A 12975-nucleotide genomic window follows, 5' to 3' on the forward strand; every position below is an offset into this window, starting at 1 on the left:
AAGCTTCTGCGGATGTAGCGCAGAAGCTTTTATTATTGCTATTTATTTAATTCAAAACGCCCAGTTCCCTTTTCTAAACACAGGCTCGCTTGTACCATCAGCTTTAATGCCGTCGATGTCCATTTCAGCTGAGCCAATCATGAAGTCAACGTGGGTGATGCTGTCGTTTGCTCCGTTTTGTGATAGCTCTTCTTTAGACATCGTTTTTCCGCCTTCTAAACAGAAAGAATACGAGCTGCCGATGGCTAAGTGATTGGATGCATTTTCGTCAAACAGCGTGTTGTAAAAAATGATGTTCGACTGAGAGATTGGCGATTGATGCGGGACTAAGGCTATTTCTCCTAAGTATTTGGCACCTTCATCTGTTTCAATTAGGTGCTTTAACGTTTCTTCGCCTTCTTCTGCTTTTACATCAACAATTTTTCCGTTTTCAAATGTTAGCGTGAAGTTTTCAATTAAGTTTCCTGCGTAGCTAAGCGGTTTTGTGCTCGTTACTTGACCATTTACGCCGTCTTTTTTCGGAAGTGTGAATACTTCTTCTGTTGGCATATTGGCCATGAACGAGTTGCCGTCTTCATTAACACTGCCTGCGCCAACCCAAATATGTTTGTCAGGAAGCTCAATTGTTAAATCTGTTCCTGGCGCTTTATAGTGAAGCTTAGCAAATCTCTTTTCATTTAAAATGTCTACTTTTGTATGTAATGAAGCGTTGTGCTCTTCCCATGCGGCCACTGGATCTTCTTGGTCTACGCGCACAGATTTAAAAATAGCTTCCCACAGTTTTTCTTGCTGCTGTTCTTCTGGAACGTCAGGAAATACTTTAGCTGCCCAGTCTTTTGAAGGAACAGCTACGATGGACCAGCTGATTTTATCGGATTGGATCGCTTCACGGAATTTTTTCATTGCTTTTCCGCTTACTTTTTGGAACGCAGCAATACGTTTGCCGTCTACTCCTTTTAGTAAGTCAGGACCGCTTGAAATCACAGATAAAACAGCGCCTCCGTTTTTCACAAGCTCTTCTCTTGCTTGAGCTTTCCAAGCAGGAAATTCATTAAATACAGATTCATCCGCTTTTTCGTATTTCAAACGAACTAAATGATCGTCATGCCAGTCTACATCAACAGACTTTGCTCCGGCTTCGTACGCTTTTTTCGCAATTTCACGAACAAAATCAGCGGAAGAAATATCGGCATTAATGTTTAATACTTGCCCTTTTTGAATGTTTACACCGACTTTTACAGCTAGCTCGGCGTACTTTTCAATATTGCGCTCAAACTGTTCCATAATTTATCTCCTTTACGTATATATTCTAACGACTTTATTGTATCATGAATAAAACATCAATTGAAAATCCTAGCCTATAGTTTACATAATATAATTACGTTATTTTACAGATTATTATATAGCAAAAGTTTGTTCTCTAAGAATCAGAACAAACTTTTGTCTTTCACAGATTCAGTTTTGTAGCCGAGCCGCTCCGAAATGTTCTTGCCTATATCAACCATGCGTTCTTGAAGATACGTTAATCGCTCATTTGTCATACGCATCGTAGCACCGGAAATGCTGACTGCGGCAACGACTTGACCAAGGTGATCAAAAATAGGCGCTGCGATGCAGGTAATTCCATATTCATTTTCTTCTAAATCCAGCGCATATCCTTTTTGTTTTACTTCTGAAAGTTCTCGAAGAAAGCTTTCTTCATCTGTAATGGTATGATCGGTATGAGCTGGTAAGCCTTTTCTTTCAAGAATGCTTGTTACCGTGTTAAGTGGTAAAAAAGCTAGGATAGCTTTACCGACAGACGTACAGTGCATAGGCGCTCTTTTCCCCACTTTTGAATGCATGCGCAGCGTCTGATTGCCTTCTAATTTTTCAATATACACTACTTCACCTTGATCGTAGACAACAAGATGAATAACTTCATTTGTTTCACTTTCAAGTTCTTGCAAAAACGGCTTTGCTTCCGTTCGTAGATCAATAGAATCTAAAAGTTTTGAACTTACTTCTAAAAACTTATACCCAAGCTTGTACCGCCCGGTTTCTTGATCTTGTTCAATATAGCCGTACTGAGCAAGAGTAGTTAGAATACGGTATACGGAGCTTTTATTGATGTCCATTTGCTTTGCAATTTCTGTGACGCCTACCCCTTCTCTTTCCATGCTGACAATTGTGACGATATCCAACGCCCGGCTTACAGACTTCACCATGTTTTCTCTCTCCATTTTTCTCTCTCCTTTATGTGTTGTGTTACTGCCGGGCATTTTTTATCACTCTTATACGTTTGCACGTTCTTTCTCTGCAACAAACGGATTTTGGAGGGTTCCAATTTCTTGGATGGTGCATTCAATGACATCGTTTGCGCTCACCAGCTCCGCGCCGACCGGACTTCCTGTTAAAACCACATCTCCCGGCTTAAGGGTCATAACAGTAGAAAGGTAAGCAATCATTTGCTCAACGGAAATAATCATTAAATCTGTCGAGCTGTTTTGTTTTTCAACGCCATTTAAAAACGCTTTTACATGAATGGATTTAAAGTTAAGCTCCGTTTCGATTACGGGGCCAAGAGGCGTAAATGAATCAAAGGATTTTCCAATGGTCCAGTGCCCGTCTTCATGAAAATAATCCGGAGCCGTTACATCGTTTCCAATTGTATACCCAAATATATAGTCCAGCACGTCTTCTTTTGCGATGTTCTTTGCTTCTTTTCCAATAATAACTGCAAGCTCAGACTCAAACTTGACGTGCTTAATCGCAGTTGGAATGACAATGTCCTCGTTTGGACCAATCACAGAGGATACGGGCTTAAAAAAGAAGACAGGAATAGAAGGCAGTTCTCGTGGCAGCTCCGACTTCGCGGCTGCATAATTTGCACCTATTCCAATAATTTGACTCGGCTCTAAAGGAGCCAAAAGCCTTACTTCACTCAGTGAAAAAGTCTGTCCTGTATAGTCCCATTTCTCAAATATATTTCCTTTAATGACGCTGATCGTATCCTCTTTTAGTACACCTGTATGACGGCTATCTTGTACAGCGAACCTTACAAATTTCATGACATAACTCCTTTTCCTATTTGGTTGATTTTAATAAGGATAGTAGATAGTCAGATTCTTAAGATGCAAGTACAGCCTGCCATCTCTATGCTGACAGGCCGTTTTTTTACTGTTTTATAGCTGCTTTTGCCTTTGCTTCGATACGGCGGCGGTGTAAAATTGGCTCCGTATAGCCGTTTGGCTGATCATAGCCTTGAAATACTAAATCGCAGGCTGCCTGAAAAGCAATGGATGTGCTGTAGTTCGATGCCATTGGCTGATACAGAGGATCATTTTCATTTTGTTGATCCACTACTTTTGCCATTCGCTTTAGCGTTTCCGTTACTTGTTCTTTTGTACAAATTCCATGATGAAGCCAGTTAGCTACGTGCTGACTGGAAATACGAAGCGTTGCCCGGTCTTCCATTAGCCCTACATTATTAATATCCGGTACTTTTGAGCACCCTACTCCTTGGTCGACCCATCTCACTACATACCCAAGTATTCCTTGAGCGTTGTTATCGAGCTCCTGCTGAATTTCATCTTTGCTCCAATTTGGTTTTTCTGCTACAGGAATTTGCAAAATGTCATCTTGTAAATCAGTAGACTGAGTAAGCAATTCGTTTTGAACATCTCTTACATCAATTTGATGATAGTGAAGAGCATGAAGCGTTGCTGCAGTTGGTGAAGGCACCCATGCCGTATTCGCTCCTGCTTTTAAATGCCCCACTTTTTGTTTAAGCATTTCCGCCATCATATCCGGCATCGCCCACATCCCTTTTCCAATTTGAGCGCGGCCTTGGAATCCGCTTGCTAATCCTACATTTACATTAGACTGCTCGTAGCCTTGAAGCCATTTAGACGTTTTCATATCATTTTTACGGATAACAGCGCCCGCTTCCATTGAGGTATGAATTTCGTCACCTGTTCGATCCAAGAATCCAGTATTAATAAAAGCTACTCGGTCTTTTACTTCTTTGATACACGCTTTTAAATTAAGCGTCGTGCGGCGCTCTTCGTCCATTACGCCAATTTTAATCGTATGACGCTCAAGCCCTAGCATATCTTCAATTGAATTAAATAACGTGTTGGCAAAAGCCACTTCTTTGGAGCCGTGCATTTTCGGTTTAACGATATAGATAGAGCTCTTTTTAGAATTTTGATACGTACCGTTTTTAAGCAAGGTGTGTTTGGCAATTAAACTAGTAATCACGCTGTCTAAAATACCTTCATAGATTTCGTTGCCATTTCTATCTAAAACAGCGCTGTTTGTCATTAAATGCCCAACGTTTCGAACAAACATAAGCGAACGGCCAGACAGCGAAATCTTTTTCTTGTCGGGAGAAACATAGGTACGGTCTGGATTTAAACGCCTTGTCATGTTTTGACTTCCTTTTTTAAAAGTAGACGTCAAATCACCTTTCATTAATCCCAGCCAGTTGCGGTAAACATCTACTTTATCTTCTGCGTCTACTGCCGCTACTGAATCTTCACAGTCCATAATCGTCGTAAGAGCTGCTTCCATTAAAATATCTTTTACACCCGCATCGTCTGTTTTACCAATCGAATCCGTACGATCAATTTGAACTTCAAAATGCAGGCCATTGTTTTTGAATAAAAGGGCATCAGGGCTTTCTTCTTCTCCTTGATACCCTACAAATTTCTCTTCTTCCTGTAATTCGGTTAAACTGCCATCGTTTAATTGAGCTACAAGCTTTCCATTTTCAAGGCTGTACTGAACCACTTCCGCATGAGAAGACTGAACGAGCGGAACAACTTCATCAAGAAAACTCTTCGCAAACGCAATAACTTTTTCTCCTCGAATTGGATTATAAGAACTCGTGCGCGAAGCTCCATTTTCTTCGCTGATTGCATCAGTGCCGTAAAGAGCATCATAGAGACTTCCCCAACGTGCATTAGCAGCGTTAATAGCATACCGGGCGTTATTTACTGGTACAACAAGCTGCGGTCCTGCCTGATAGGCAATTTCGCTGTCTACTCCTTCTGTACCAATAAGGAAATCTTCTGTCTTGTCTTCTAAATAGCCAATTCTCGTTAAAAACGATTTATATTCGTTAAAGTCACCGTCAGGATTTTCTTGATGCCACGCATTAATTTGAGCTTGCAGCTGATCACGCTTTTCTAACAAACGTTTATTTACGGGTGTTAACTCGGTTACTAACGCTTCAAAATCAGACCAAAAATTTTCTGTACTTAGGCCGCTGCCCGGAAGAGCTTCCTCATTGATAAATTGATAGAGAACTGGAGCTACTTTCAGATTTCCAACTTGTTTGTAGTTTGTCACCGTCTGTTTCCTCCTCTTACTCTTTTACATTTTTAAAATTGGACGCGCTTTCATTTCTTTTTGCCAAAATGATTAAGACGAACATATGAGGTACTGTTCCTTATTACGAAACAGCGTTTTATTTTTGTTAAAAAAATCATATCATCGAGCGAATATATTTTCAAGAATTTTCTAAAAATATTCTGCTTTTTTCTTTTCTTTTTTGACTTCAGCGCAGCGGCTCGGACTTGGAAAAAGCTTTCCTGCATTTAATAGATTTTTAGGATTAAATACTTCTCGTATATTCGTTTGTACTTGAATTTCATCTTCATTGAAAACAAATCGCATTTCTTCTTTTTTTTCAATGCCCACGCCATGTTCGCCGGTAATCGTTCCTCCTACTTCTGCACATACTTGCAAACATGCGCTTCCGGCGTCTAGTGCTTTTTCAGTTTCCCCCGGCTTTCTAGCATCAAATAATACAAGCGGATGCAAGTTCCCGTCTCCGGCGTGAAAAATATTGGCAATGCGAAGGCCAGATTCTTCGCTAATTTTGTTAATTCGCTTCAGTACTTGAGGCAGTTTACTTCTTGGAATAACCCCGTCTTGTACGAGATAGTCAGGGGATATAGCTCCCATCGCTCCAAATCCTGTTTTACGATTTGCCCACCACCTCGCGCGTTCTTCTTCACTTTCAGCTACTTTCACTTCCCGTACGTTTTGTTTTTTACATACGTCTAAAATACGAAGGATTTGCTCTTCGATACCGGCTGAAATGCCGTCTACTTCAATTAATAAAAGAGCTTCAATATCTCTAGGGTGTCCGACTGGAAACGCAGCAGCTTCCACTCCTTCAATGGCGGTTTTATCCATCATTTCAAGCGCAGCAGGCACAATGCCGGCTGATATAATGTCTGATACCGCTTGGCTGCCGTCTTCTATGCGGTCGAAATAGGCAAGAACCGTTTGTTTTGCTTCGGGGTTTTTCAAAATGCGTACCGTAATTTTTGTAACGATTCCTAACGTCCCTTCTGATCCTGTTAAAAGCCCTAATAAATCATATCCTGGTTCATCTGGAATACCTTGCTTGCCAAGCTCAATCACATCTCCATTTGGAAGCACCACCTCTAGCCCTAAAATATGGTTGGTGGTTACTCCATATTTAAGACAGTGTGCCCCTCCTGCGTTTTCCGCTACATTTCCACCAATGGTGCAGCAATATTGACTCGAAGGATCCGGTGCATAATAATATCCTTTTTTAGAGATTGAATTGGTTAATTTAAGATTAATAAATCCCGGCTCTACAACGGCACGCCTGTTTTCATAGTCGACGCTAAGAAGGCGCTTCATTTTCACTAAACTAATAACCACTTCATTATTAAGAGGAATCGCTCCTCCGCTCAGACCTGTCCCTGCTCCTCTTGCAAGAAAAGGCAAATCATGTTCATTGCAGTATTTAACAATGCTAGAAACTTCCTTCGTATTTTGAGGAAATAACACCGCTTTAGGCAAATGCCTATGAATAGTAAACCCATCGCAGTCGTACGCAAGCAAATCTTCTTTATGATGCAAAATAGAATGAGCATCTACTAGTTGAGAAAGATTTTTTACGTGAAGATCTTTTATTCTATTTTTCTTCAACACGATGTGCTTCCTCCTCTTCTTTTTGATAGGCCCACTCCAAAAGCTGTACCGTGTGAACAATTTGCTGACTTCGTCCATATTTTTTTACTCCTACTGCCATCTGCAGCATGCATCCCGGGTTTCCCATTGAAATCATTTCTACGTCATGAGGCACGTGTTCCATTTTACTTTGAAGCACAGCTCCCGCCATATCAGGATTTGTTAAATTATAAATTCCTGCACTTCCACAGCATCGGTCCGCATTAGCCATATGAACCATTTCCACTCCCGGAATAGAAAGCAAAATATCTCTTGGTTCTTCCCTAACTCCTTGACCATGAGCTAAATGGCAAGCGTCGTGATACGTAATGCGCTTATGCAGCTTTGTCTGCGGGGGTCGATATCCCGTATCGTGAAGGTATTTTGAAATATCCTGGACTTTTTCAGCAAAGACTTCGGCTTTTTCAAGCCACTCTTGCTCTTCTTCTCTAAATAGTTCAGGATACTCTTTTAACATGCAGCCGCATCCCGCAGCGTTTACAATAATGGTATCGGCATGCTGAAACGCCTCTATATTTTTTTTGGCAAGCTGTCTTCCCATGTCTCGGTCTCCTGCATGAACGTGCAAAGCACCACAGCACGTTTGAGATGGAGGAATAACGACGTCGTTTCCATTTCTTCGTAATACATTAAGAGTCGCTTCATTAATATCACTGAACATGACGTCCATGATGCAGCCGGTTAAAAAAGCAACTTCTGCTTTTCTTTCGGCTTTTGCTTTTAGAACGCGTTTCTTTTTATATTTTTTTCGAACAGAACGGGTAATTTTAGGTATTACATGTTCCATTTCCGCTAAATGTGTCGGCATCATATTTAACATGCCTGTTGTGCGCATCATTTTTTGCATTCCGCTTTTTTGATACAGCTTCAACAAGCTTCCTGCAGCTTCTAAGCGATGAGAGTGAGGAAAAAGTTCTTTTAGAAAAAACTTGCTGATCATGCCTTTCCATCCCGTCAAAGGCATCGCCTGACGAATTTGGCCGCGAGCTTCTTCAATGAGTCCGCCAACGTCTACATTTGCAGGGCAAGCAGTTGTACAGGCCCGGCAATCCAAACAGGCAAACACAGGGTCTGTAAACTGCTCATTCACGCTTATTTTTCCTTCTGCTACCGATTTGATAAGGTGCACGCGTCCTCTTGGTGAATGCTGTTCTTGCCCCGTTATTTCATAAGTAGGACAAGACTCCAAGCACATTCCGCAGTGTACACAATCCGCCCATTTTTTTTCGTCTGGCGCGTCTTTCCACAAATAATTGCTAACGCTTTGACATGGAGCATCTTTGATATCCGCTTTCGCTGAATTCACTTAGATTCCTCCTATAAATCGTTTATAGTTAAGCACGTTTTTAGCGTCCATCTTTGCTTTAATTCCTGCTAGTAACGGAAAATGAGAAGGTTCTTCTCCCCATACATTTACTTTTTGGCGTAGTATAAAAGGCAAATGTTTAACGACCACATATCCTCCGTACGTTTTAGCAGTTTCAGTAAATGAAGTAATAACGGAAAGAATGGCATCTTCTGAGCCTTTTATGTAGACCGAACAAAGACCATGTCCAACTCCTCCATGTGCTTTTATCAGCATTGGACGGGACGTTTTTAATGCAGTACTTTTGTTTATTACATCGAGTACATTCATATTTGGTACGCCGACTTTTAAAGTGGCTTCCGTTTCTTCTTCGGAAGAACAACGTGCACCATTTGGACTAATGTTACTAAAAAATCCCCAGAACACCTCGGCTTCTTTTTCCTGCAGCACTTTTAAAATCGTATCAGCTGGCTGAATACTTTTGATGTAATTCTCTTGATAATGAACGGAACTTTCTACGTCTTCAAAGCTGATTACAAGTGTAAACAGATGCTGCCCTATTACATCTTCAGCTAGAGAAGGATTTAATAATTCCAAAGCAACGGGCTCTATCATGGAATCTAAGACTTTGCTAACAAACGCATGAATTTCTTCGATATTGCCTGTTGAAAAAGAAATAAAGACAATGCTTTGATACTTGGGCAGCGGACGCAGCTTTAACGTTATTTCGGATATAATGCCGAGCGTTCCCATTGAACCAATAAACAGCTTATTCATATCATAGCCAGCCACGTTCTTGACGACTTTTCCCCCTGAACGAACAATGGTTCCATCTGAATATACGACTCTCATACCGATTACTGCATCTCGAGCCGATCCATAAGACAAGCGCTTTGGACCACTTTCATTCGCTGCAATAACTCCGCCGATTGTAGCGTAGTCTCCTAGAGCTGGATCAAGTGAAACTTGCTGATTGTACGTTTTTAAATACGTTTGGAGCTCTCCAAACGGCGTACCAGCTTTTACAGTAACCGTCATATCACCTACTGTATGTTCAACAATTCCGCTGTATTCAGTCAGCGAAAGCAAAAGGTCTGCTGTATCTATAAGTCCCCCAAACCCTTTTTTTGTACCGTTCCCTTCAATGACGACTTTTTTTCCGTGTTCCGTCGCATACTTTAAAACGGCTGCTATTTCTTGTTCTGAAGTTGGCTTAATATGCAGGGACCCGTTATTTCCAAGGAAGTGATTCATATGCTGTTCTTCAAGTGTGGAAGGATGAGATAAAATGGATTTTAAATGACCTGGAAGCTTCAACGTACTCAATAAATTGACTCCTCTCGTTTTGTAATAGCAAACAACGTTTCACTAATAACATAAAGAAGTGCCATATATAATACGACTAAAAGTAGTAGATTAATAAGAAGGATAATTAGTAGAATAGATGAAAAGATATATTTTAAGCGCTTACAATCATTTAATCACCTATTCTTGGGATTTTCAACCAGTATTTTTTCTTATTAACAAAAAAATGTCCGTTCTTTTGAAAAAAAGTTTCTTTTAGTACTTGCCTATCCTAAAAGGATTAGAATATAATGTAAGCGAATTCATTTTTACATAAGTCATCAGATGACCTTATCATCGTAGTTTTAATGGTTTCGTTTTACTAAATTTATAGTTCACTAATTTGAAAATGAGGTGTTAGTTATGACATGGACACAGCAGTTCACTCCTGTAGGAAACAGCGTCATTTGGTCTTCATTAATCGCTTTGATTCCTATTCTTTACTTCTTTTGGGCTCTGGCTATTAAACGAATGAAAGGTTATATGGCTGGAGTTACAACTTTACTGGTCGCACTTGCCGTTGCAATATTTGCTTATAAAATGCCGGCTAGCATGGCTTTTATGTCAGCCAGTCAAGGAGCCGTATACGGTATACTGCCAATTGGATGGATTATCATTACGTCCGTTTTTCTTTACAAACTAACCGTAAAAACCGGTCAGTTTGATATTATTCGTACCTCTGTCGTATCTATTACAGAAGATCGCAGACTTCAAGCTTTGTTGGTTGCTTTTTCGTTTGGGGCTTTTCTTGAAGGCGCCGCTGGTTTCGGCGCACCTGTTGCTATTTCAGCAGCTCTGCTCGTAGGTTTAGGCTTTAATCCGCTGTATGCCGCTGGCTTATGTTTATTAGCAAACACAGCACCCGTTGCTTTTGGTGCAATCGGTATTCCTATCACGGCTATGGAAGGTCCTACTGGAGTAGCGGCAATGGAAATCTCTAAAATGGTAGGCCGCCAGCTTCCTTTTATTTCTGTATTTATTCCGCTCTATTTGGTTTTTGTAATGGCAGGATTTAAGAAAACAGTAGAAGTACTCCCTGCTATTTTAGTATCCGGCGTCTCTTTTGCCCTTACCCAGTTTGTCAGCTCTAACTTTTTAGGACCGGAACTTCCTGATATTTTATCGGCACTCGTTTCACTTTTTGCACTCGCTATTTTCTTAAAATTCTGGAAACCGAAAACAACGTTCCGTTTTCAATCTGAAAAAGCAGCATATGAAGTAGCTTCCGCTTCAGCTGAGCCAAGAGAAACTCAAGATCAACCCGCATTCACGGGGGCTCAAATTGCAAAGGCGTGGTCACCTTTTTTAATTTTAACGATCTTTATTTCTATATGGGGAATTCCTCAAATTAAAACCGCTTTGACAGGACATTATGAAGGAGCTAACGCTTTTTTGAGCGCTATCAATTCCATCGGACATTATTTAACGTTTATGCCAGAAGTACCTTGGTTAAATAATTTAATTTTAAATGGAAATGGAGAACCGATTGCGGCAGTGTATAAGTTAGAATTACTAGGCGCTGCGGGCACAGCTATCCTGTTGTCTGCTGTGGTCACAAAATTTATCGTCAACATCTCTTGGAAAGACTGGTTTATTACGTTTAACGAGACGTGCAAAGAATTAGCGTTGCCGCTGCTTACCATTATGTCCGTCGTGGCATTTGCTTACGTGACAAATGCGTCTGGAATGAGTACAACCTTAGGACTGCTGTTAGCTAAAACAGGCGCGTTATTTCCCTTTTTCTCTCCTGTACTCGGCTGGCTCGGTGTTTTTATTACAGGATCAGATACTTCAGCCAACTTATTATTCGGCAACTTGCAAAAAATCACGGCTACGTCTATTGGAATGGACCCGCTTCTTGCGCTTGCAGCAAACTCTTCTGGTGGAGTAACCGGTAAAATGATTTCACCGCAGTCCATCGCCGTTGCCTGTGCTGCGGTTGGGTTGGCGGGAAAAGAGTCCGATTTGCTTCGTTTCACGGTGAAGCACAGCTTATTTTTACTGCTGATTGTCTGCGTATTAACATTTTTACAATCTAATGTATTATCGTGGATGATTCCTTAATCAAAAAAAGCTTCCGTATCTAGAGGTACCCCTCTGAACGGAAGCTTTTTTTCTTCTATTTAAGATTGATTAATGGCATATACAACAAATAAAACTATGTCTAGCAAAATCATCACAACACCGACAAGCAGCCAGATGTTTCCTTGAATCTTTTTCTCTCCTTCTTGCATTTCAAACGCTCGAATAGCAAATACAATTCCAAGTGTAAACACAAGAAAAAACAGCTGACGGTAATCAAAAAACGACAGTACAACAAAAATTAAGGTGAAAAACACCATAATCATTTCTAAAATCCGATAAGGCTGCTTTTGACATGCTAATAATAGTTTCATTTCTTGACCTACTTTCATCCCGTTTTTAATAGCGTTATTTTACTATTAATTTTAAATGAGATGTTAGTGTTTCGAGCACTGTTCACTGTTTTGTAACAAAAAAGCGTACGTTAGGTAAACGCACGCTTCTTTTTATTCATTTACATTTGGATTCATTGGGTTATCCATCCCTGTTTTATCTTGAATTTTTTTATAAATAAAATACGTGTAAATGGCAATTAAAATGGAGAATGCCCACGTAACGGCCTGACGGAACACAATCATGTTCCCGTACCCTTCTACTCCGTACTTTTGAATCAATACGTATTTTACAATTGCTAAAAATACATAGCGACCTGCGAACAGTACTGTAAGCCAGTTCATCATTTTGAATAAATCAGGCTGGTGGAAGAGCTTAAGAGAATCTTCTCGCTTATAGCCCATTAAGTACGCCGTATCTACAAAAAAGTACAAACCAATTGGCTTTTTTATCACAATGGTAAAAAGGACAACTACAGCCAGTCCAATCATAAAGTATACTTGATTGTTTAGCATCGTCGCTGCGTTTCCTGAAATTAAATCAATAATGGTACGTGCCAGCAGCGTAATGACAATAAACAATCCTGTTACATTAAACTGGCGATCTTTAATAAATGTATAAATGGTATACACAAACGCTGGTGCTGTTGAAAGCAAAATGGCATAGTAATCACCAATAATGTCTTTTCCTTGGTTCCATATTAGGTAAGGAATAGCGATATAAAAAAGTAAATCAAACCATACTCGTTTTGTATTGTTCATATATAACTCCTTTAAAAACGTTGTTCCTGCTATTATATGGGATACTACGCAAGAAAAAAAGGCTTTTACCTGGAATGTTATGAAATTTTAATCATTTGATGTTTAGATCCAGAGCGACAGGGAAAACGATTTCTAGAAAGACTTCAAGAATTA

10 protein-coding genes are annotated in these 12975 nt (G+C 40.2%); 1 reads left to right on the forward strand and 9 read right to left on the reverse strand.

Annotated elements, in window-relative coordinates:
* Positions 1–51 precede the first annotated feature (51 nt).
* From ACN6NE_RS26500 to ACN6NE_RS26530, 7 genes are all read right to left on the reverse strand, one after another.
* The gene (locus tag ACN6NE_RS26500) at positions 52–1284 is read right to left on the reverse strand and encodes an aminopeptidase (RefSeq protein WP_129710281.1); all 1233 of its coding nucleotides are present in this window, start codon (positions 1282–1284) and stop codon (positions 52–54) included.
* A 143-nt stretch (positions 1285–1427) separates the two neighbouring features.
* Positions 1428–2222 carry an IclR family transcriptional regulator gene (locus ACN6NE_RS26505; RefSeq protein ID WP_013057552.1) on the reverse strand — a complete coding sequence of 265 codons (795 nt, stop codon included), beginning with the start codon at positions 2220–2222 and terminating at the stop codon, positions 1428–1430.
* 51 nt (positions 2223–2273) lie between these two features.
* Positions 2274–3050, reverse strand: a complete 777-nt coding sequence (locus ACN6NE_RS26510) for a fumarylacetoacetate hydrolase family protein (protein WP_474328257.1) — start codon at positions 3048–3050, stop codon at positions 2274–2276.
* 106 nt (positions 3051–3156) lie between these two features.
* Positions 3157–5334 (reverse strand): malate synthase G, encoded by a 2178-nt coding sequence (locus ACN6NE_RS26515; protein ID WP_474328259.1) that lies wholly within the window; start codon positions 5332–5334, stop codon positions 3157–3159.
* A 171-nt stretch (positions 5335–5505) separates the two neighbouring features.
* Positions 5506–6957: an FAD-linked oxidase C-terminal domain-containing protein gene (locus ACN6NE_RS26520; RefSeq protein WP_129710288.1), complete on the reverse strand. Its 1452-nt coding sequence runs from the start codon at positions 6955–6957 to the stop codon at positions 5506–5508.
* On the reverse strand, positions 6941–8302 hold the full coding sequence (locus ACN6NE_RS26525; RefSeq protein WP_129710290.1) for a (Fe-S)-binding protein: 1362 nt from the start codon (positions 8300–8302) through the stop codon (positions 6941–6943). The genes ACN6NE_RS26520 and ACN6NE_RS26525 overlap by 17 nt, the downstream gene beginning before the upstream one ends.
* Entirely contained in the window at positions 8303–9628 is a 1326-nt protein-coding gene (locus ACN6NE_RS26530) for an FAD-binding oxidoreductase (protein WP_474328262.1), read from the reverse strand.
* Positions 9629–10009: 381 nt separating this feature from the next.
* Here ACN6NE_RS26530 and ACN6NE_RS26535 point away from each other — a divergent pair, with 381 nt between their 5' ends.
* The gene (locus ACN6NE_RS26535) at positions 10010–11710 is read left to right on the forward strand and encodes an L-lactate permease (RefSeq protein ID WP_129710294.1); all 1701 of its coding nucleotides are present in this window, start codon (positions 10010–10012) and stop codon (positions 11708–11710) included.
* A 59-nt stretch (positions 11711–11769) separates the two neighbouring features.
* On the opposite strand, the gene ACN6NE_RS26540 is transcribed toward ACN6NE_RS26535, so the two are convergent.
* Both ACN6NE_RS26540 and ACN6NE_RS26545 read right to left on the reverse strand, forming a co-directional pair.
* Positions 11770–12042, reverse strand: a complete 273-nt coding sequence (locus tag ACN6NE_RS26540; RefSeq protein WP_240702726.1) for a hypothetical protein — start codon at positions 12040–12042, stop codon at positions 11770–11772.
* Between the two features lie 132 nt (positions 12043–12174).
* Positions 12175–12822, reverse strand: coding sequence for a VC0807 family protein (locus ACN6NE_RS26545; RefSeq protein WP_043981572.1), 648 nt, complete (start codon positions 12820–12822; stop codon positions 12175–12177).
* Positions 12823–12975 lie beyond the last annotated feature (153 nt).

It is taken from the genome of Priestia sp. 53B2 (assembly GCF_056099005.1).

Excerpts from the sequence above, each read along its gene's own strand:
- ACN6NE_RS26510 (WP_474328257.1), bottom strand. The coding sequence starts at position 3,050 with ATGAAATTTGTAAGGTTCGCTGTACAAGATAGCCGTCATACAGGTGTA.
- ACN6NE_RS26545 (WP_043981572.1), bottom strand. The coding sequence starts at position 12,822 with ATGAACAATACAAAACGAGTATGGTTTGATTTACTTTTTTATATCGCT.
- ACN6NE_RS26505 (WP_013057552.1), bottom strand. The coding sequence starts at position 2,222 with ATGGAGAGAGAAAACATGGTGAAGTCTGTAAGCCGGGCGTTGGATATC.
- ACN6NE_RS26540 (WP_240702726.1), bottom strand. The coding sequence starts at position 12,042 with ATGAAACTATTATTAGCATGTCAAAAGCAGCCTTATCGGATTTTAGAA.
- ACN6NE_RS26535 (WP_129710294.1), top strand. The coding sequence starts at position 10,010 with ATGACATGGACACAGCAGTTCACTCCTGTAGGAAACAGCGTCATTTGG.
- ACN6NE_RS26500 (WP_129710281.1), bottom strand. The coding sequence starts at position 1,284 with ATGGAACAGTTTGAGCGCAATATTGAAAAGTACGCCGAGCTAGCTGTA.